This is a genomic window from Paenibacillus monticola, assembly GCF_009664975.1.
Taxonomy (GTDB): domain Bacteria; phylum Bacillota; class Bacilli; order Paenibacillales; family Paenibacillaceae; genus Paenibacillus_AQ; species Paenibacillus_AQ monticola.
The window spans coordinates 749,869-771,240 of sequence record NZ_WJXB01000003.1 but is presented as its reverse complement, the minus strand read 5'-3'; the positions used below and the strand labels follow the sequence as shown (position 1 = coordinate 771,240).

The following is a 21,372-nucleotide window of genomic DNA, read 5'->3' as shown; positions in this document are numbered from 1 at the left end:
ATGTATGATTTATGCTGCATCTTTACCAGTGATAAAATGATTGCGTAAATAAGCTGAGCTGAAAATTTGCTAGTGTTATGATTTTTTTGGAAACGTTATCAAACGTGGGAATATGGAGGAATTATGGATAAGATTATTGTTTATACTGCCCCATCGGGTGCTGTAGGTAAAGAAGATTTTGCAGTGTATGTAAGAATTCCTGGGCAGGCCTGGGAGAAGCTATTTGTGTATGAAGTGAGGGTGGATATGCATCATATCCGACAAGCTTCAATGGTGTATTTTGATATGGCTGGGACAGTGGAAGTTCGCATCGAGAGCCTGAAACAACCCATTCAAGATGCGGTTATTCGCCCGTTGTCGGTCAGCCTTCCCTTTGAGCATACGGACCAGACCCTTACCTTCACTCTGGACCGGCCGCAGAAGCTGTCAGTTGAAATTAACGGAGAGCGGTTCAGCAATCTGCATCTGTTCGCAAATCCCTGTGAGATAAATGTGCCCAATCCAGAGCTTGAGAATGTTCTTCTGCTTAAGCCTGCCATTCACCGGACGGATGATATTTACCGTATGCTGGCTACTCCCAAGGCTGAAGGGGGCATGGCGCCGGATACGATCTATTTTGCACCGGGAATGCATTATTTGGAGGAGACGCTGCTGCAGATCCCTTCGGGCACAACAGTTTATATTGCTGGTGGGGCTGTTGTCGTAGGGTCAATGGTGTGCGATCACGTGAAGGACGTCTCGATACGCGGCAGGGGAATTCTTTTTTTGTCTGGTTTCCACCGCTTCTCGGCGTTCCGCGGCATCCGGATTGTCTTCTCGGAGAATATCTCTGTTGAGGGAATTATTACGCTGGACCCGCCTCATTACAGCATTTATCTGGGGCAATCGCATCATGTTAATATCCTGAATTTTAAATCTTTCAGTACTCGTGGCTGGTCCGATGGCATTGATATGATGTCCTGCTCGCATATTGATATTAATGATGTTTTTCTGCGTACATCAGATGATTGTATTGCCATCTACGGCTCACGGTGGGATTTCTATGGTGATACCAGCCATATTACCGTGCGTAACTCTGTCTTCTGGGCGGATGTCGCCCATCCTCTGATGATCGGAACCCATGGTAACCATCAGGACAATGGAGACACCATTCATGACATTGTGTTTGAGAACATTGACATTCTGGAACACCATGAACCGCAGCCGAACTATATGGGGGCACTGGCGATTAATGCTGGCGATCTTAATACTGTACGGGATGTAGTGTACCGGAATATCCGCATCGAAGACTTTGAACTCGGCCGTCTGATTGACCTCAGAGTGGTGTGGAACAAGGATTATAATCCCGCACCAGGGCGCCGGATTGAGAATATTAGCTTTGAGGATATCACGTACAATGGCGATACTCGTAATCCAAGCCAGATCTTTGGCTATGATAATGAACGCGCGATCAGCAATGTAAGATTCACCCGACTATCAGTAAACGGTAAATTAATCCTTCAGCCGGAAATAGGGATAATGGACATTAATGAGTTTGTCCATAGGATTTCTTTTGATGCTTGATGCGATACAATCATCACATTGTGTGCACTTTGATCCTGTAAGCCGGCAGAGTTATGGACTCTACCGGCTAAACTTCGGCAGGGAGGTGATTATATTATTCATTACTGGCTTTTTAGATTCAGGCTTTAATTGCAACAATAAATAGAAAGCGCTTTCTGATTTTTTTGAACTAATCATTTCAATAATAACTATCCAGGAGGGAAGAATGAAAATCAATAACACTCTGCGTAAAACGATAGCACTGGCGGTTTCATTGATCTTGATGATAACGCTGCTTGTGCCTGCACAGGCAGCGGGAAGCTCTTCATCGGTTATACAGCAATCTATTGAAGATACGAATGTCCCTGATACCGTTCAGCCTTCGGGGATTACAGCTGCCACATATTTGGAGGTTCAGGAGAGCGGGATATCCGATGCCAGCGTTACTGTGACCGAGGCTGCGTATAATACGGAATTATTAACATTATATCCCTTCAACGGAAATGCCTATAGTGCAGACGGGTCGGCCGATGGCACGGTATCCGGCATACCTGCTTATGTGGAAGGAAGAGTAGGTCAAGCGCTCAGTCTGAACGGCAGTGATAACTATGTGACCCTCCCGCCAAGTCTTCCGTCTGCCATTTCCGATGAAATTACTGTATCCACCTGGGTGAACTGGAAAGGCGGTAAGGATTGGCAGCGGATCTTCGATTTCGGAACCGGCACGAACCAATATATGTTCCTGACTCCCAAGACGGGCAGCTATATGCGGTTCGCTATGAAAAATGGCGGTAGCGAGCAAATCGTGCAGACCGCGCAGCTTCCCGTAGGGCAATGGGTCCATGTGGCACTTACACTCGGGAGCGGAAAGGCGAGCCTGTATCTAAACGGCGAGGCCAAAGCCTCTGCGAGTATTACCATCAAGCCAAGTGATTTTAAGCCGGTCCTGAACTATATCGGCAAAAGCCAGTTTAACGACCCCCTCTTTAACGGTTCTATCGACGATTTCCGCATCTACAATCGTGCTTTAGGTGCGGATGAGATCCAAGCCATGTATAAAGATTCCAATGCAGACTCGATTATAGCTCAAGCCCAGACGATTATTAACGCCGGACAGCGGTATTACTCGGATGAATCGTGGAGCAAGCTGCTGGAGGTTTTCGGGCAGGCCCAAGCGCTAAGGGAAGATCCGTCCGCGACTCCGTCCGCGATCGAAGCTATAACAGCTGCACTGCTTGCTGCAATCCAGGGTCTTGCCGAAGCTTTACCGGTGTTCGTTAATAATACAGAGACGCAGCTTGTTCATCCGGCTGTCAGCGTTGCGCCGCAGGAGCTGCTGCGGGTGCGCCAGCATATTTTGAACAAGGAGCAGCCTTGGTACGGATACTATACTAGTTTTGCAGCCAGCGACTTTGCTTCCAAGTCATATGTGATCAGAAATGACAGCAATCCGTCTGCAGATCTGGATCATCTTGTACCGGTATTCAGTTACAACAGCTATAGCACCAACCTCTTTAACAATCAGATGACCCAGGATGCTACTGCAGCTTACTATCAAGCAATTATGTATTTTATGACCGGAGATCCTGCTTACCGTGAAAAAGCCATGCGGATTGTCCTGCTGTGGGGGAGCCTAGATCCATCGCTGGCCAAGTATGTAACGGATGCACATATTCATCAGGGACCGCCCATGTACATGATGAATGCGGCAGCCGAATTGCTGCGGTATACCAGCACAGGCCATGAAGAGCTGAAATGGAAGGAGGAGTATTCCCGCAAATATAGTGATAACTTCCAAAAGCCGGCGCTAAGACTCTGGATGGAACGGAACAACAACTGGCTGAACCAGCACCAGACTTCGGTAATGGCAACATTATCCTCTTATGTGTTCATGGACAGCAAGTCGGATTATGAACGTGTACTGGAGTGGGTGACCGTAAACGCCAGTACGACACTGCCGTACCAGAATGGTGCATTTGCCAATGCCTTGTTTGAATTCTCGGTGGACAGTAATGGGAACACACTGGATGAGCCGGCGGTTGCGGTCAAAGAGATGGTGCGCGATCAGCCGCATTCCTTCGATAACATTGAAGGCCTGGCTGTACTGGCTGCTATTATTTCAGCACAGGGAACACAGCTTGATCCGGTCACAGGAACAGCAACGACAGCTTCTGACGGCGTGGATGTGTACTCCTTCATGAATGACCGACTGATTAAGGGAGTCAATTACTATTACAAATACAATTTGGGTTATGATGTTCCCTTTAATGACGGCTTGAATGCGCCGATCAGTCCGGACAGACGGGGACGAATCAGCGGACGAGAGGATTATTACTACATTTATAAGTACAGCAAGGGCTATACGGATAACGATCCCGACTTTAAGTATGTTGCCGAAGAATTATACCGGAGCTGGGAAGTGTACGGATTAACCGTGAATGATTTATGGCTGTACATTCCTGACGGTGCATTGGGTATATCTCCCCCTTCTGCGATAGCCCAGGAGAATGGGGGAACCATTCCTTACCAGCTGGAAACGCGGTTTACACCTTTTGATAGTGGAATTACACGAACTGATGGGGCCGTCCGTGTTGAGGCTACTGAAGCCGGATCCACCTTCGCCGTGTATGGCCTCGGTATCTGGAGGAACGGCGATCTCGCGTTCCGGATCAAGAGCAATAGTATTACCACACTGAAGCTTCTGGGTAACCTTGGAAAAGAGCCGTTTACGACGGTCCGGCTGCCAGATACCGGTGGTGAATGGAAGTATATGGTCATTAATCTCTCAGGACTGCCCGGCACCGCTTTTCAGGCAGATTCGATTATTTATTTCAAGGTAACTGGCGGGGCGGGAGATTATGCTGAGTTCGATCATCTGCTCGTTAACAGCACAACCGTGAAAGCGCCGCTCTTCAAGGGAGGTGTAAATACACTCCATCTGGATGTTTATCCGTCAGCGCAGCTTCAATATGATGTATCCAATGCCGCGGGCAATGCCGGACAGAGCATCACCTATGGTATTGTCGAAGATGACGCAGGCTTTGTGAGGGAGGCCAATATTACAGTAAGCAGCGCGGGAGTCCTGTCGGGAAGCCTTCCGGCAACGCTGTCCGCCGGTGAGTATTCCTTTTATGTAACCGTAACCAACGGAACAGCGATTAATCTACTGGAGGTTACCGTCACGGTTGCCGGCCTCTACAGTGAAGCCATCAAGAATGTAATCAAGGCATATCATTCTGATAAAAAGTATGAAACGGCCAGCTACACCATTTTCCAGAGCAAATATGAAGCAGCGCTGGCTCTCGACGGCTCCGGCGATGCGGCGGCCCAGAATCAGGCGCTACTTGATCTGAAGGAGGCAGTCATAGGACTACGCCTGTTAAATCCGATCATTGCTGACGGTGCGCTTGATTTGTCGGGTATTGCCGTAGGAGCGCCGGACAGCACTAGCATTAATGCAGCTTCACTCGTAGACCTTCATGCTTCGGGTATTCCCATCCGGTGGATTGTGGATGAAAAGAAGTTCACAATTGATTTTGGCGAGGGCTTTAAGGTGAAGACAAGTGAGTTCAAATTGTTGCCTGACGGCGGATTCCCGGCACGTTCTGAGGGTGCGATTATTCTGGCCTCTAATGACTATATGAACTGGGTACGTATCTCTGATGACATATCGCCACTCACAACAGACTGGTTCAATTACACGGTAAAGGAAGAATTCAAGAATACAGGATTTCGTTATATCCGTATGAAGGACGTTACTTCCGGTGTACTCAACAAGGATGATTATACGGAGGATCAGCCGTTCACCATTGCGGATCTGCATATTTTCGGCGAACGGTACGAGACGATTAGCGCTGTTAAGGATATTTCCCTGGACGTGCAAAACGTTGTGCCAGTTCTGGATACAATGCCCATCCCGCCTCGGGCTGTCATTGGGGATAAGCTGATACTTTCTTTCTCGGCTGATCAGGCAATCGGCAATATCCGTGCAACCATTCAAGGAGAAACGGTTCAGGTGAGGGATAACCATGACGGCTCGTATACGGCCGAATATACTGTTCATACTGGATCGAAGCCGGGCTACGTGGCAATTTCGCTAGCTTATACCCTTGTAGATGGCACGCCGGCAGATACCGTATACAGCTATCCGGAGAAAATAATAACGAATGCAAATAATACGCAATCATCCCAAAAGATACTCATCTCAAACACAGCCAATGAAATCAATATTGCAGCCGAAGCGCAGTGCAGCGGATCGGACAATACGCTGGATGCGGCTGAAATCACCTATCTGTCCGACGGTAAAATATCCACCTTCTCTGATGTGAGATACGGCGGAAGCGGATATGGGTATTACAATATTGATTTCGGGGCGAACGACAGCAGCAAGCTGATGCAGCTTGACCGTATTGAGATTCTGAATAGAAACGGACTTCCTGGCAGAGCAGCGGCGGTGAGTGTAAGTGCCTCTGTGGACGGGGTGAACTGGCGGACTATTTCAGAGACCTCGAAGAGCTACAGCTACGATATCTGGCAACCTGTCAAAGTTCTGGATTCATTCAAAGAGGCTAGCTTCCGGTATTTCCGTATATACGGTGGCAACTGGTATGGAAATATTTCAGAACTACGCATTTTCGGTACAGTTGGTACCCATCTGAAGCCCTACGACCCAGAGTACACGGTTACAACAACGGCCAGTGATCCTGCAACTGGAACGACCCTCGTATATGTCAATCCGAATGGTCTTCCCCCTGCACCGGCCCCGACAGGAAATGAGGGAACCTCGTTAACAGTACAGGGCGATCAGACGGCGGTTACGGTGGTGGCTAAGCCGGCACCAGGATATGAGTTCGTGAAATGGGTTGAACCGGGAACCAGCTATGGAATAACGGCAGATTATTTATGGACAGCATACCCGCTCTTTAATCTGACAACCTATGCAGGCGGGTACTTGGGCGGAGTTAAGAGCTATAATGTCACGCGCAACTGGAATCTGAAGGCAGTATTCCGGAAAATCAGCGAAACTGAATCATCCGACGCCGCGCTCTCAAGTCTGGTGCTGGACGGAGCCTCTCTGAGTCCGGAATTTCAGGCGGATATCACCGACTATTCGGCGGATGTGCCTGCGGGGGTCTCCATCATCAACGTCACTGCGGTGACGAGTAATGCTGCGGCCTCAGTAGCTATTAACGGCGCAGCTGTGACAAGCGGAGTCCCGCAGCGTATTCAGCTTGATGATGGAAATACAGTGCTTCAAGTGCTGGTAACGGCAGAGGATGGAACGGAGAAGCTGTACAAGATTACACTTCAGAAGGAAGTGGCGGCCACACAGGCTCCTGGCAAACCGGTGCTCGCAGACAACAACGGTTATGATACTGGACTTCAGGATGGCAGCTATACCGTCACGATAAATATGTGGTGGGGAGAGAATGGAACTACGTTCAAGCTGTACGAGAACGGCAACCTCATCTCCACGCAGAAGCTGACAAGCCAATCGCCGCAAGCCCAGACCGTCAAGACGGATATTACCGGCAAAACGAATGGAACGTATACGTATATCGGTGAGCTGACGAACAGCTTCGGCACTACTGCAAGTGATCCGTTGACCGTTACCGTTATTAACGCTGCTCCGGGCAAGCCGGTGTTATCCCATGACAACTGGGATGGTGATGGGAATTACAGCATGACCATGAACTTATGGTGGGGAACGAATGCTACTGAATACCGTCTTTATGAGGACGGCATACTAATCGATACGCAATCGCTCCGCGAAGCGACGCCAAATGCCCAGAAGGCAATTACAAATATAACCGGCAGGGCAGCGGGGGAATACGAGTACCGCGTAGTCCTGGTGAATGCGGCAGGTGAGACGAGCAGCGGCACGATTATTGTAAAGGTCAATTGAGCAATCTGCGCTAACCGGGTCAATTCAGGCAGATGAATCTGCTTGAATTGACCTTTTTTAAATAGGAGGACCATGAGGCATATACATAAAACTGGTTTGCGCGAATATTGAAATCATTATATGTTTACAGTTGATTAATAAGTCATACCCAATGTTACGATGAATAAGGGGAGCAAAGATGAAGAAATCCCGGTTGTTTAGAAAAAGTATCCAAAGCAAGTTTTTCATTGCCTTTCTGCTCGTCATGATCATTCCAACCACCGCGCTTAGTATGAGTGCGTATGTCTTATCCGTTCAAATTTTGAAGGAAAAGGTCAGCGATTCGTTTCAGGAAAACCTGTTATATATCGGTAACTCCACAAGGAAGGAACTTGCCGGCATTGAGAAGATTACAGAGCTGATCTACATCAATGAGGACATTCAGAGCGCGATCACTGCTGACAATAATAATGGTCTTGAGTTTTATATGAATATGAAAAAAGTCGATCAGGTTTTAAATAACATCTCGTTCTACTCCAACTATTACTCTTATATCACTTCCCTTTTCATCTTTGGGCAGAACGGCAGCCAGTTCATTTACGGGAACGATGCGTATACCATTAATACCGGGGAGCTTAAGGCATCGGAATGGTATAAAACAATGTATGAATTAAACGGAAAAATACTATGGCTTGGAGTACATGACAATGACAGCAGCTACCGGAAAAATCAGGTATTTTCTATTGCCAGAGTCATCAATGATACGAATCACAATAATATAGGGGCGATATATTTAAACCTGAGTACGAAGGTATTCACAGATATATTAAGCAAAGCATCGTTAAAGGTCCAAAGTCAGATTTATGTTGTGGACCAGCGGGGCAGAATCGTGTTTCCCGAACAGCAGACGACCACTACTTTAGAGGCAGCAGGAATTGTTCTTCCGGACAATATCGATAAGGCCGGGCTTGAAATCAAGAAGGATGGACAAACCTTCCTGACATCTTCTTATGAGATCGGGGAATACGGCTGGAAAATTGTTCAGATTGTACCCGTAGAGGCGCTCACCAAAGATAATAAAGTTATCATCAAAGTCACAGCCCTTGTGTTTCTAATTTCGTTCTTCTTGTCGGGGATTCTGTGGTACCTTGTTTCAAGAAGTATTGTACGCCCCATCAAACAACTGATCTCCACAATGAAAGACGTGAGGGGCACCAATCTGGAGGTTAAAGCCAATGTTACGAGTACGGATGAAATCGGTCTGTTAACTGTAACTTATAACTATATGATCCAGCGGATTAACGGATTGTTCAATCAGGTCGTAGAGGAAGAAAGGCAAAAAAGGAACGCTGAAATTAAAGCGCTTCAGGGACAGATTAATCCTCATTTTCTCTATAACACGCTGAATACGATCCGCTGGATGGCAATTATTCAGAAAGCGGATGGCATAAAAGAGGTTGTCGATGCGCTCGGCCGATTATTGCGCAATACATTCAGACAACCTACCGCAAGGATTACGTTAGAAGAAGAGATAAACATGCTTAAAGACTATGTATTTATTCAGCAGACGAGGTACCGGGACAAATTTCAGGTGTATTATGAGGTTGAAGATGAGCTGAATGCTGCGGAATGTGTCAAGTTTATCCTGCAGCCGATTGTTGAGAATTCGATTTTTCACGGGATTGAACCCAAGGACGGGCCTGGTGTTATAAGAATCAAGGCTATTGCCAAGGATTCTGTGCTCAAAATAACGGTGGAGGATAACGGGGTAGGCATGTCTGATGAACAAATTTCGGAGATTATAAACGCCCACCACCGGGATCAGGAGAGCAATAATGGAATCGGTGTGCAAAATGTGAATGACCGCATTCAAATGATCTACGGGGAGAAGTACGGTTTACAAATCGACAGCAGGATCTCATGCTATACGAAGGTTCATATCACACTCCCTCTATATTTAAACCATAACACAGACGACTCTTCGGATAGGTGAGATGACAGATGATAAAAGTGCTTATTGTTGATGACGAAGCGTTGGTACGAATTGGCATCAAAACGATTATACCGTGGGAAGAGCTGGGGCTGGAACTCATTGGGGAAGCGGAAAACGGCAAGAAGGCCCTCGAGATAGCCAGGGAGCATGTCCCTGATATTATTCTGACGGATATCAAAATGCCTATAATGACAGGAATCGAATTGCTTAAAATATTGAAGCAGGAAAATCATCCGGCGAAGTTCATTATTCTAAGTGCCCATGATGATCTGGAATTTGTAAAAGAGGCTATGAAGAACGGGGCCGAAGATTACATTCTAAAGCTTGAGCTTGAAGTCGAACAAATCATCCGGATATTAAAGGACTTAAAAGAGATGATCTTAACTGCAGCATCAAGCAAAAAGGTGTATACCGTCGGTGCTGCTGCAATGCCAGCCAGCCACGCACCGTTGCACAAAGAAAAGCTCTTCAAGGATATGCTACTGGGAGTGGTAAAGACAAGAGAAGAAATCTTCGGCCAGTTAAAAGTGAACAGGATAACCTTCCCCGAACAGCAGTTGGTTTGCCTCATCGTCCAAGTGGATGATGACCTCATTTATCAGAAATACGGTGAATCTCCGCACCTCCTTGATTATTCGGTATTGAATATTTTAGAAGAGGTACTATCCAGCTACGCTTATGGGCATGTAGTCAGCCTTCAGCTGGGGCAGTTTATTGCCGCCCTGTCGCTTCGGAAGCAGGAGGAGAAGTCCTATGAAGGGCTGGAAGAGTTGACTGGTAATATACGGACAACACTGCGTAAATATTTAAGTACTTCGGTCAGCATCGGGATCAGTGAGATTCATAACGGCTATGAGCATATCCAACAGGCCTACAGGGAAGCTAAGGAAGCTATCCGCTTTGCATTTATTTATCCGCGAGGGACGAATATTTATTATCGTGATATCTGTTCGATTTCTTCTCAGGAAACGAATGATTTGTCGGCTGAAATGAAGAGCATAGAGAAAGCATTTACTGACGGGGATATTGCTGACATTAAGCAGGCATTGGAACTGTTAACTGTAGAGATAAACGGAAACAACAGACTGACGAAAGAGATTCTGATGGGCATCAGCTTCACTATCTTTTATCTATTCCAGAGTTTTGTAGAGAACTATCAGCTAACCGAAAAGGGAATACTCACCAGAGATATGTACGATAATATAAGCAAAATGAGCATGAAGGTTGACTTCATCGACTGGATCAATCAATTGAAGACCCGAATGACCTCGCATTTGATTGAGAACCATGAGAGCATGAGGGTATACCTGACTAAGCAATTCATCAATAAGAACTACAAAGATGAACTGTCACTGGAAAAAGTAGCAGAATATTTGCAGCTGTCCTCTTCCTATTTGAGCAATTTGTTCAAAAAAGAAACAGGGCAAAATTTCATCGACTATGTGACGGAGGTCAGAATCGGCCGAGCCAAATTTCTGCTCAAAACAACAGATTGCAAAATTTCGGAAATCGCCAGAGAAGTCGGGTATGGGGATGAATACTATTTCAGTAAAGTATTCAAAAAAAATGTAGGGGAGTCCCCCCTGAAATATAGATAAATCATGAAATGTACTTTCCGGGATGAAGCTGATCTCAAAAAAGTACATTTTTTCTTTAAATCAGACCATTTCGTGTGAGCCCGTCCAGAAAAATTAGAAAGATAAGATAAAAAGATAAAAGATATTGCATGTGAAGTCCAGTCTGAGAAATTTATACTTGAACTATGAAAGAGATAATTGATAACCAATATAGGGGGCTTAAACGATGAAGGTTATAAAAAAAGCAATTTTATCTTCACTGCTGCTTGGGTTAGTTGGAACTTCCCTTGCTGGCTGCGGCGGAACAAATAATTCGCCAGGGGATTCGCCGGCGTCATCCAATGCGAGTGTAGATCCGGTAACAATTAAATGGTATGTGACATCCGGCAACGGGAATATGCCTGTGACCCAGCAGCTTCTGGCTGATTACAAAGCGGAATCGGGTGTGAACGTGGAGCTTCAAGTGGTTCCCGGTGACGGGGAAGCGATTTACAAAAAAGTCGATGTGGATCTTTCGGCCGGTGGTGATGTGGACCTAATAACGATGCAAAATGCGATCGTTCTCTCGAAATATGCCACCAATGATTGGCTCCTGCCGCTAAACGATATCTATAAAGAAGCAGGCTACGATTACGAAACGAAGTTCGGCAAGAACCTGAACAAATTTGACGGTGATACGATTTATACGCTTCCGGACGGCTTAGTGTCTTGGGTAGTGTTCTATAATAAAAAAATATTCGACGATGCAAATGTCCCTTATCCGTCTGGCGAATGGACCTGGGATCAATATATCGAGACGGCAAAGAAGTTAACTGATCCAAGCAAAGGGATTTACGGCTCCTCAATGCCGGACTACGACACTATTCTATATCTCTTGGCGCAGCAACAGGGTGTAAACGCTTATAAAGCAGATGGTACATCCAATTACGACGATCCTGCATTCAAAGAATCCTTGCAATGGTATGGCGAATTGGGGAATACGCTGAAAATTCAGCCGAGCTGGCTGGAAATTAAATCAAAAAAAATTCCTTATGATGCTTTTATGACCGGTAAATACGGAATGCAGCTCATTGGTTCCTGGTATACTTTTGCTCCGCAGGATTTGAAAACCTATCCACGGGACTGGAAGATCGGGCTTACTCAAATTCCGGTTGATCCGCAGGGCAAAAATGGTATAAGCACCTCCGGAGGGATTGCGGTAAATAAGGCATCGAAGCATTCGAAGGAGGCAGCTGACTTTGTTAGATGGTTTGCCGAAAATAATTATAAGTATAGCGGTGGAATGACTGCGCAGGTGAACTTGAACGATGAGGAGTCAAACAAGATATTTACTGAAATTGCAGCTAAATTTCCGGCTTTGGACGGCATTACTGCTGAAGATCTGAAAGCTGCCCTGGTAACACCTAACCTAGGGGCTGTTCCAGAGAAAATCACCGGCTCCATTCCGACGGATTATGGAAATATCATTCTGCAGGAAGGCGAGCTGTATCTCGTAGGGCAAAAGTCGCTGGATGATGCCATATCGTCAATCAAGACCCGTGCAAATGAGGCTATCAAAAAACAAAGTACAATACATTAACAAGTTGTCCTTGCAAGTAAATAAAAGGCCACCTATGGATATAAGTGGCCTTTGATCCAGGGAGTGAGAAGCATGTCTATACTACATCGAAATAAGCCAGACTTTAGCCCGGAAAAAATATATAAAAAAAGACGCTTGAGCCTGGAAAAACAAGAAGCAAGAGCAGCCCTAGTCTTTGTCCTGCCCTTCTTTATAGGGTTCGTTATTTTTGGATTAGCTCCATTTTTCTATGCGCTTTATATCAGCTTTATGGATTTTAATTCGTTTAAATCACTGGATTCATTGAAATGGACCGGATTGTCCAATTACAAGGCTATTCTTAATGATTCAGTGGCTATATCCTCGTATTTCAAAAGCTTCTATTACACAATTATATACGTGCCATTGCTGACAGTGGCCGGATTTTTGGCGGCAGTCTTGTTGAACAAGTCCTTTTACTTGAAAGCATTTTCCCGTTCCTTGTTTCTGATGCCGTATGTTGCCAATATCGTTGCCATCTCTATCGTGTTTACGATGCTGTTCGATCCCTTTGGCGGAATAGTCAATATCGTCCTTACAAAGATTGGCGTGGATCATCCTCCATTATGGTTCGCAGGCACCCAAACCGCTATTCTGACTACCGCACTTGTCGCAGTATGGGCCAATTTTCCGTTTCAGATGATCGTATATCTGGCTGCACTTCAAGGTGTTCCGCGCGATTTGTACGAAGCTGCCGAGATTGATGGAGCAACCAGATGGCAGAAGCTGAGCAGGATTACGCTGCCGATGGTTTCGCCGACTACATTCTTCCTAGTTATTACAGCCACAATTGGGTCTTTTCAGAACTTTACGATATTTAACGCGCTTACCAGAGGGGGACCGGGGATTGCCTCCCGGGTTGCTTCGCTGAATATGTACGAAGAAGCATTTTCACTTAATCATTACAGCTATTCAGCGGCGCAAGCCATTGTCTTGTTTGTAATCATCCTGCTGATTTCGGCGATCCAATGGGGAGGACAGAAAAAATGGGTGCATTATTAATGAGAAAGAACCTGTCTAAAGGTCTGTACTCTATCCTAATTATATTCATAGCGCTTACGATGATATCTCCATTTGTGTTCATGCTCTCTGCTTCACTTAAGACAACTGCAGATGCCTTCGATGACCCGCTGGCCCACATTATTCCTAAAACGATTTATTGGGAGAACTATAAGACCTTATTCTCATCGCCAGATTACTTTATCTGGATAGGCAATTCATTTAAGGTAGTTGTGATTTCAATCCTGCTGCGCGGATTCATGGTTACAATGGCAGCCTATGCTTTTGCCCGATTGAATTTTAAAGGCAAGGGGCTGCTGCTGTTCTTCTCGATGTCCACGTTGGCGATTCCGTCAGATACGACCGTTGTAGCCCGATACTTGCTTTATAAGTACCTGCATATGCTGGACACCCACTGGGCGATTATTATTCCCGCAATCTTCGATGTGTTCTTTTTATTCCTCCTGCGGCAGTTTTTTATGGGGATTCCTAAAGAAATTACAGAAGCGGCTATCATTGACGGATGCTCACATTATCGTGTGTACTTCCGCATTATTCTTCCGCTGGCGGTTCCGGCTCTGATGACAATGGTTATTTTCTCATTCGTCTATATCTGGAATGATTTCGCTGGTCCGTTTATATTCATCTCAAGCCAGGGGAAGCAATTGGTGACGGTGGGACTGCAATACTTTGCATCCATTGCCGGGGCAAATTATTCACTCCAGATGGCAGGCGCTTCAATCGTAGTTCTTTTGCCGATTATCCTGTTCACCTTCGCTCAAAAGTATTTTGTAGAGGGAATTGCCTCCAGCGGTGTTAAAGGATAAAGATTGCTTGGTGAAATTATCATTCACAGAGAGACGTACATTATTTTACTGGAGGATAATCATGCCACGAATTCAAGGGATTAATGCTATTATGGCTGGGGATTACCCCGATCCATCTATTATTAGGGTCCGAGAGCATTACTATATGACCCATTCATCCTTCCACTACACACCAGGGTTACTCCTATGGCATTCTCTTAATCTGATCGACTGGGAGCCGATCGGCCATGTCATTTCAGAACATGTAGGCGGTTCGATTATGGCACCGGATTTAATCTATCACGGAGGATTTTATTATATTTATTTTCCGGCGGGGCAGACGAACTGGGTTGTCACCGCAGAAGATCCGGCAGGCCCATGGAGCAAGCCGGTAGATCTGAAGGTTGGGTATATTGATCCCGGACATGCCGTAGATCGGGAGGGGAATCGCTTTCTGTTCTTGTCCGAAGGATACATGGCTCCATTGTCTAAGGACGGACTGTCTATAACGGGTGAATTAAAAAAGGTATACGACGGTTGGCGCTATCCCAAGGAATGGCTGACGGAAGGATTTTATCTGGAATCCCCCAAGCTAACCTTTAAGGACGGTTATTACTATATGACCAGCGCCCAAGGGGGGACTGCCGGACCGGCAACCAGCCATATGATCGTTTCCGCCCGTGCAAGATCACTGGAGGGGCCTTGGGAGAATTCGCCATACAACCCGATTGTGCGCACGAAGCACCGCAGCGAAAGATGGTGGTCTAAAGGACACGGTACCCTGGTGGATACACCCGAAGGGGAGTGGTACGTTGTGTATCATGCCTATGAAAAAGACTATTATACGTTGGGCCGCCAGACGCTTATTGAGCCGGTTGAATGGACACCGGACGGCTGGTTTATTGCGTCTGATGCTGAAGATTCACTTGTCGCTGAAGCTGTTGTACATGCAGAACCTGCGGATAGGACTTTGGTATATACGGATTCCGAGAGATTGGGTCTCCACTGGCATTTCTTTGGAGGAGGACGTTCCGGAGATTATAGAATAGACAATACCCGTCTAGTGCTGAAGGCAGTCCCGAAGGAACACTCAGAGCCACTACTTTGTATTCCGGTGCACCATTCGTATACAGCTGAGGTTACTGTTTCAGTGGAAGGCGGGGCAGTGGGCACGCTCGGCTTGTTTTACAAACCTGGTTTTCACTATGGAATTGGATTCGACGGGAAAGAGGCATTTGCTGTCCGGAATCATAATACGAGTGAACGTTCGGCAGTATCCGGCGAATCGGTTACGCTTCGTATCATCAATGAGGAGCATGAGGTAAGTTTGTATTTTCTGGACTCGAAGGGACAATGGATCAAGCTGGATCACGGGTTTGAGATGTCCGGCTTCCATCATAATGTGCTTGGGGATTTTCTTAGTCTCCGCATTGCACTAAATGCAACCGGTGAAGGAAATGTGTACTTTAGCAGATTCACCTACCATGCAGGGCTATAAAGCGTGGAAAAAAAAACAGTATCAGAAATGGTCCCCGTCTCAATTAGAGGTGGGGGCCATTTGTTGGATATTGTTCAGGCCTGACATTCCATACCGGTTTCCATAATACGCCTGTACTCTCCATCTTTACCGCATGACACTGATTGGCGATAAGCCAGTCCTGTAAACCAGGTTGAACAGGGTAGTGTGATGATTGCATGGACCTTCCAGTGGAGTATTCAGGGGAGCTGCAAAAACAAGTAGATGATTTAAAAACAAGCAAGTATAGTAACGGTCGGCCTGCCTGGATACATTTCGGCGGGGTATCTGTTCTTTTTTCTCCGGTTCATTGACAAAGCCACTCAAATATATCATTATTCTTGCAATTGTATGATTTAACTACATTTCCGTCAGTGTTAAAATGACTGCGTTGTATGAGGAAAGTGGAAGGCCATTGGCCTGAAGTATTTTCGCAAGCGTTATCAAGATTTATCCATTTACCGTCCTGCGTTTGAAGAAGGACTTATGGAAGGTACGATTAACTAAGGAGGAATATGTATGAATGCTCCATTATTCAGAGACCCGATGTACGATGGCGCCGCCGATCCAGTTCTTATCTGGAACCGGGATGAGCAGAGCTGGTGGATGATATATACCAACCGCCGGGCCACGCAGGAAGGTCAGAAATTCGGCTGGGTGTATGGCACTGATCTCGGGGTCGCTTCTTCCGCGGACGATGGCGCCACCTGGCTTTACCGTGGAACACTGGAAGGGCTTGAAACGGAATGGGGAAGAAATACGTTCTGGGCACCTGAAATTATCTGGAATGAAGGGCTTTATCATATGTTCGTCACCTATGTCTTCGGCGTGCCGAAGGACTGGTCGGGCAAGGCCCTTATCCGGCATTATACAAGTCCGAATCTGATCTCTTGGCAATTTGAGTCTACGCTTGACATTAGCGAACACAATGTCATCGATGCTTGCGTGTACCGGCTGCCAAACGGTGTTTTCCGGATGTGGTTTAAAGAGCGAAACCATACCTATGCCGCTGATAGTGTGGACTTGTACAACTGGAAGCGGATTGGTCCAGTCATTACTGATGTAAAGCACGAGGGGCCGAATGTTTTTCACTTCAAAGGATATTACTGGCTGATTATTGACGAATGGATGGGGCAAGGAGTATACCGTTCCGCAGATTTGGAACATTGGGAACGGCAAGGCCGAATTCTGGATCAGCCGGGAACACGCGAGGAGGACGGAACGATTGCCAATCACGCTGATGTCGTAGTCCAGGGAGAACAGGCTTATATCTTCTATTTTACACATCCCGGACGAATGAACGGGTTCGATGACGGAAGCTATTCGTGCCGCCGTTCATCCATTCAGGTTGCCCGTTTGGATGTGCTAGACGGAATGTTGACTTGCGACCGTAACGAAGATTTTCAGCTTAAGCTGTTGCCGGAGTCCTAAGGCAGCAGCATGAGAGGGAACAGCGAAGAGAGATTGTAAGAACCTATTCAACAAGCTTTCTGTTGAAGTGTGCCCCTGGTGTGACGGCTGCTGCTAGAGAATCAGGATCTCTTCCGGCGACGCTGGAAGATGTGGAGGTCAAGCTCTCCCCCAAGTAGTCTAGGATTATCTGTTTGTTCTTTATTAGGATGAGGAGAATGCTGACCACAAATCGGTGTAGACAGACGCTAAAATAAAAATACATCACAATGAATCTGGAGGCTCACCTAATGTCGAAAATACAAGGAGTTCATGCTATACTCGCCGGTGATTATCCGGACCCGTCCATTGTCCGGGTTGGACGGGACTATTATATGACACATTCATCCTTCTACTATACACCGGGCATGCTGGTGTGGCATTCCCGAAACCTTACAGATTGGAAGCCGATAGGGCATGCGGTCTCCGAGAGTGTAGGCGGTTCGATTATGGCTCCTGATCTGATATATTATGAAGGGCTGTATTATATATATTTTCCGGCTGGAGGCACCAATTATGTGGTCACAGCAGAACATCCCGCAGGACCATGGAGTAAGCCGGTTGATTTGAAAGTAGGTTATATTGACCCGGGACATGCCATAGATTCCGAAGGGAACCGATTCCTGTTCTTGTCCGAAGGGTATATGATTCCACTCTCCAAGGACGGAATGTCCACCGAAGGAGAACTGAAGCAGATCTACGAGGGCTGGCGTTATCCCAAGGAATGGCTGACAGAAGGCTTTTACCTTGAATCTCCCAAGCTAACATTTAAGGACGGGTATTACTATATGACCAGCGCTCAAGGCGGGACTGCCGGGCCGGCGACCAGCCATATGATCGTCTCCGCCCGCGCCAAATCATTGGAGGGACCGTGGGAGAATTCTCCGCACAACCCCATTGTACACACGGAGCACCGCAGCGAAAGATGGTGGTCCAAAGGGCACGGAACGCTGGTGGATACACCGGAAGGTGAATGGTATATTGTATACCATGCTTATGAAAAAGACTATTACCCCCTTGGACGCCAAACGCTGATCGAGCCGATTGCTTGGACAGCCGATGGCTGGTTCGCGGCAGCTGGAGTGAAAGGCGATGTAGTTCAGGAACCCGCTGTTCCCTCCGCATCTGCGGATAGAGATTTGGTACGTACGGACTCCGGACAATTGGGGCTGCATTGGCACTTTTTCGGCGGAAACCGTCTTGGAGATTATCATATTGAAGAGAACTACTTAATTCTTAAAGCCGCTCCCATCGAGCAAATCGAGCCGCTGCTGTGCATTCCGGTGCATCATACGTATACGGTGGAGGTCACGGTTTCAGTGGAAGACGAGGCGGTTGGCACGCTGGGCTTATTCTACAAGCCGGGCTTTTATTATGGCATCGGTTTTGACGGCAAGCAGGTGTTTTCTTTCCACAATCACAATCGCAGCGGGCGTACGGAGATATTCGGAGGAACGACGACGCTCCGCCTCGTCAACGATGAGCATCAGATCGCCTTGTATTTCCGCAGCTTGGATGGCGAATGGAGCAAGCTGGATTACGGATTTGAAATGTCTGGCTTCCATCACAATGTACTCGGGTTATTTCTGAGCCTGCGCATTGCGCTGAACGCTACCGGTGAGGGGAATGTCACCTTCAGTAAATTCACCTACCGTGCGGGATTGTAACGAGTAGAGCACGGAAAGAACATTGAATGCATTTTGCAGAGCCATTGATTTTATAAGACGAATGCTTCCCTTTTAATAGGGAAGCATTTTTGAGCACCAGGATATTTTTCCCGAACAGTGGAAGCGGTAACGGAGGAGATCACGATTCTTCATCGGGCATTTTAACCCGAACTGCGATGTTTAGTAGTTATAAAAAAATTCCCTGCACTTTAGTGCAGGGTTGTTTAGAACTATATTTTACCGATGAGGTACTCTTGTTTTCCGTCTCGTAAAAATACTGGAATTGTATTCAAAGGAGCATCAACATGAATGGTTTGCCCACCTTCGAAAATACTTCCCGTATGTGCCTCAGTCCAATGTGAACCTTTAGGCAGATATACCTCTCTTGATAACGAACCCTCATATAGAATTGGAGCAACTAACAGATCTGAACCGTATAGATATTCATCCTTAATATCCCAGACATTATCGTCATTTTGGAATTCGTAGAAGAGTGGTCTCATAACCGGTGCGCCTTTCTCATGAGCTTCTTTCATCAACTTACGAGTATAATCTCTTAAGGTTTCCCGTAATTCAAGGTACTTAACTAAAATACCGTAAACTTCTTCTCCAAAACTCCATACTTCATTATTTCCACCAGTATCCAACGCTTTGCTTCCATCTTTTCTGAATATATCCTTACCCGGACTGCGAGCTCCATGTAATCTCATTACAGGGCAGAAGGCACCCCATTGGAACCATCTGATTAATAATTCACGGAATTTGGGATTGTCTGGATCTCCTCCTCCAAAACCGCCAATATCCGTTGTCCACCAAGGTATTCCTGCCATTCCCATATGAAGTCCGGCAACGAGTTGTTTTCTGAAATCCTCAAAGGAAGAATGAATGTCTCCTGACCACACCAAAGCGCCGTATCTTTGGCTGCCTGCCCAAGCACAGCGAACCAAGTTTACGATATTGTCCTGTCCTTCGGCCTGCATTCCTTCATAAAATGTTCTTGAATAGTGCTGCGGATATATATTGCCTATTTGAACATTCGGCCCAAGAGCATAACGATAATTATCAAAGTCATATACATCATATTCGGGTTCTGCTTCGTCCAACCAGAATATTTTGATTCCATAATCAAAATAATTCTTCTTGCATTTCGACCATACATAATCTCTGGCTCTTGGGTTTGTCGCATCAAAATAAATACTGGCCGGGAACCAATGCATCATCGCATAATTGACTCCTCTTTCGGCCTTGATCAAATATCCTTTTTGATACATTTCATTGTAGTTTTCGCTGTAGCGGTCAATTTGAGGCCAAACGGATACCATTAACTCAATTCCCATTGCTTTCAGCTCGTCTACCATTGCCTTTGGATCCGGGAAAAATTCTTCCTCAAATCTAAAGTCGCCCTGCTTAGGCCAGTGGAAGAAGTCGATTACTATGACATCGATCGGAAGTTTTCTTCTCTTATATTCTCTCGCAACTTCCAGTAGCTGCTCCTGGTTATAATATCTTAATTTGCACTGCCAGAATCCGAGTCCATATTCCGGCATCATGGGGACGGTACCGACTGCTTCTCCGTAAGCAGCTTCTATCTCTGCAGGCGAATCGCCTGCTGTAATCCAATAATCCACCTGTTTTGTACTTTCCGCAATCCATTCGGTTTGATTATTAGCAAAATTAACTTTGCCGATCGCCGGATTATGCCATAAGAAACCATACCCTTTACTGGAATATAAAAAGGGGACGCTGGCTTGAGAATTACGATGAGCCAGTTCAAGGGTGGAGCCTTTCAAATCAAAAGTTTCTTGTTGATATTGTCCCATCCCATAGATTCTTTCCCCATCATTTCCGGCAAAGGAAACCGTTAATTTATAATCTCCGCCAATAATCGGTTTGAATGCTCTTGCCAAGAGCTTCAAAGCTCCGCCGCTGCCTATTTCTTGAAGCAATAATTCCCCCTGTTCATTGTAAAAAGAAATTCTTCCGGGTTCTGACCTTGAGTAGTTTTTAATCACTGCTGTTATTTTACCGTTTTTAATTGAAGCCGTTCGAGTTTCATGATCAATCTCAACTTTAACTTCTACATCGTCACTGATAGGCAGTAGGGCATAGTCTGTATCAAGTATTTCACCCATCATTCGAGAGCGAATACGTAAACTATTTCCACCCCAGGCTTCAATTTGCAAGGTTTCTCCGTTGTTTTCAAAAATCAACTTCCCATTGTCGGCAGTAAAAACATTCATCATGATCACCTTCTATATGAAATATGCTACTATATAATTATATTGCATATTAAAAACCATTCTATAACGATAATTGCATATTAATATTAATATAGTGTCATT

The 21,372-nt window shown here is 46.0% G+C and carries 11 protein-coding genes and 1 pseudogene; 11 read left to right on the top strand and 1 reads right to left on the bottom strand.

Annotation, left to right across the window (positions count from 1 at the left end):
• The first annotated feature begins 123 nt into the window (after positions 1–123).
• The 11 genes and pseudogenes from GJB61_RS12465 (at position 124) to GJB61_RS12420 (ending at position 19,030) form a co-directional block, all read left to right on the top strand.
• Positions 124–1,563 carry a glycosyl hydrolase family 28 protein gene (locus tag GJB61_RS12465; RefSeq protein ID WP_154118797.1) on the top strand — a complete coding sequence of 480 codons (1,440 nt, stop codon included), beginning with the start codon at positions 124–126 and terminating at the stop codon, positions 1,561–1,563.
• Positions 1,564–1,768: 205 nt separating this feature from the next.
• Positions 1,769–2,578: pseudogene (locus GJB61_RS32570) on the top strand (LamG domain-containing protein); the annotation flags it as partial.
• Positions 2,579–2,593: 15 nt separating this feature from the next.
• Positions 2,594–7,447: a cadherin-like beta sandwich domain-containing protein gene (locus GJB61_RS12460; RefSeq protein ID WP_420819745.1), complete on the top strand. Its 4,854-nt coding sequence runs from the start codon at positions 2,594–2,596 to the stop codon at positions 7,445–7,447.
• Between the two features lie 178 nt (positions 7,448–7,625).
• Complete coding sequence (locus tag GJB61_RS12455; RefSeq protein ID WP_154118795.1) at positions 7,626–9,419, top strand: sensor histidine kinase; 1,794 nt, start codon at positions 7,626–7,628, stop codon at positions 9,417–9,419.
• Positions 9,420–9,427: 8 nt separating this feature from the next.
• Positions 9,428–11,017, top strand: a complete 1,590-nt coding sequence (locus GJB61_RS12450; protein ID WP_154118794.1) for a response regulator — start codon at positions 9,428–9,430, stop codon at positions 11,015–11,017.
• Between the two features lie 205 nt (positions 11,018–11,222).
• Positions 11,223–12,575, top strand: coding sequence for an ABC transporter substrate-binding protein (locus GJB61_RS12445; protein ID WP_154118793.1), 1,353 nt, complete (start codon positions 11,223–11,225; stop codon positions 12,573–12,575).
• A gap of 72 nt (positions 12,576–12,647) precedes the next feature.
• Positions 12,648–13,595: a carbohydrate ABC transporter permease gene (locus GJB61_RS12440; protein WP_154118792.1), complete on the top strand. Its 948-nt coding sequence runs from the start codon at positions 12,648–12,650 to the stop codon at positions 13,593–13,595.
• Positions 13,580–14,419 (top strand): carbohydrate ABC transporter permease, encoded by an 840-nt coding sequence (locus tag GJB61_RS12435; RefSeq protein ID WP_195724316.1) that lies wholly within the window; start codon positions 13,580–13,582, stop codon positions 14,417–14,419. The genes GJB61_RS12440 and GJB61_RS12435 overlap by 16 nt, the downstream gene beginning before the upstream one ends.
• Positions 14,420–14,480: 61 nt before the next feature.
• Complete coding sequence (locus tag GJB61_RS12430; protein ID WP_154118790.1) at positions 14,481–15,896, top strand: family 43 glycosylhydrolase; 1,416 nt, start codon at positions 14,481–14,483, stop codon at positions 15,894–15,896.
• A gap of 537 nt (positions 15,897–16,433) precedes the next feature.
• Positions 16,434–17,345 carry a glycoside hydrolase family protein gene (locus tag GJB61_RS12425; protein WP_154118789.1) on the top strand — a complete coding sequence of 304 codons (912 nt, stop codon included), beginning with the start codon at positions 16,434–16,436 and terminating at the stop codon, positions 17,343–17,345.
• Between the two features lie 269 nt (positions 17,346–17,614).
• A complete protein-coding gene (locus GJB61_RS12420; protein ID WP_195724315.1) occupies positions 17,615–19,030 on the top strand; it encodes a family 43 glycosylhydrolase in 1,416 nt (471 codons plus the stop codon).
• Between the two features lie 230 nt (positions 19,031–19,260).
• On the opposite strand, the gene GJB61_RS12415 is transcribed toward GJB61_RS12420, so the two are convergent.
• Positions 19,261–21,273 carry a glycoside hydrolase family 31 protein gene (locus tag GJB61_RS12415; protein ID WP_229521618.1) on the bottom strand — a complete coding sequence of 671 codons (2,013 nt, stop codon included), beginning with the start codon at positions 21,271–21,273 and terminating at the stop codon, positions 19,261–19,263.
• Positions 21,274–21,372 lie beyond the last annotated feature (99 nt).

What these genes read in the sequence shown, in the direction of transcription:
- GJB61_RS12415 (WP_229521618.1), bottom strand. Translation starts at nt 21,273, where the DNA reads ATGATGAATGTTTTTACTGCCGACAATGGGAAGTTGATTTTTGAAAAC.
- GJB61_RS12455 (WP_154118795.1), top strand. Translation starts at nt 7,626, where the DNA reads ATGAAGAAATCCCGGTTGTTTAGAAAAAGTATCCAAAGCAAGTTTTTC.
- GJB61_RS12445 (WP_154118793.1), top strand. Translation starts at nt 11,223, where the DNA reads ATGAAGGTTATAAAAAAAGCAATTTTATCTTCACTGCTGCTTGGGTTA.
- GJB61_RS12430 (WP_154118790.1), top strand. Translation starts at nt 14,481, where the DNA reads ATGCCACGAATTCAAGGGATTAATGCTATTATGGCTGGGGATTACCCC.
- GJB61_RS12425 (WP_154118789.1), top strand. Translation starts at nt 16,434, where the DNA reads ATGAATGCTCCATTATTCAGAGACCCGATGTACGATGGCGCCGCCGAT.
- GJB61_RS12440 (WP_154118792.1), top strand. Translation starts at nt 12,648, where the DNA reads ATGTCTATACTACATCGAAATAAGCCAGACTTTAGCCCGGAAAAAATA.
- GJB61_RS12465 (WP_154118797.1), top strand. Translation starts at nt 124, where the DNA reads ATGGATAAGATTATTGTTTATACTGCCCCATCGGGTGCTGTAGGTAAA.
- GJB61_RS12460 (WP_420819745.1), top strand. Translation starts at nt 2,594, where the DNA reads ATGTATAAAGATTCCAATGCAGACTCGATTATAGCTCAAGCCCAGACG.
- GJB61_RS12420 (WP_195724315.1), top strand. Translation starts at nt 17,615, where the DNA reads ATGTCGAAAATACAAGGAGTTCATGCTATACTCGCCGGTGATTATCCG.
- GJB61_RS12450 (WP_154118794.1), top strand. Translation starts at nt 9,428, where the DNA reads ATGATAAAAGTGCTTATTGTTGATGACGAAGCGTTGGTACGAATTGGC.
- GJB61_RS12435 (WP_195724316.1), top strand. Translation starts at nt 13,580, where the DNA reads ATGGGTGCATTATTAATGAGAAAGAACCTGTCTAAAGGTCTGTACTCT.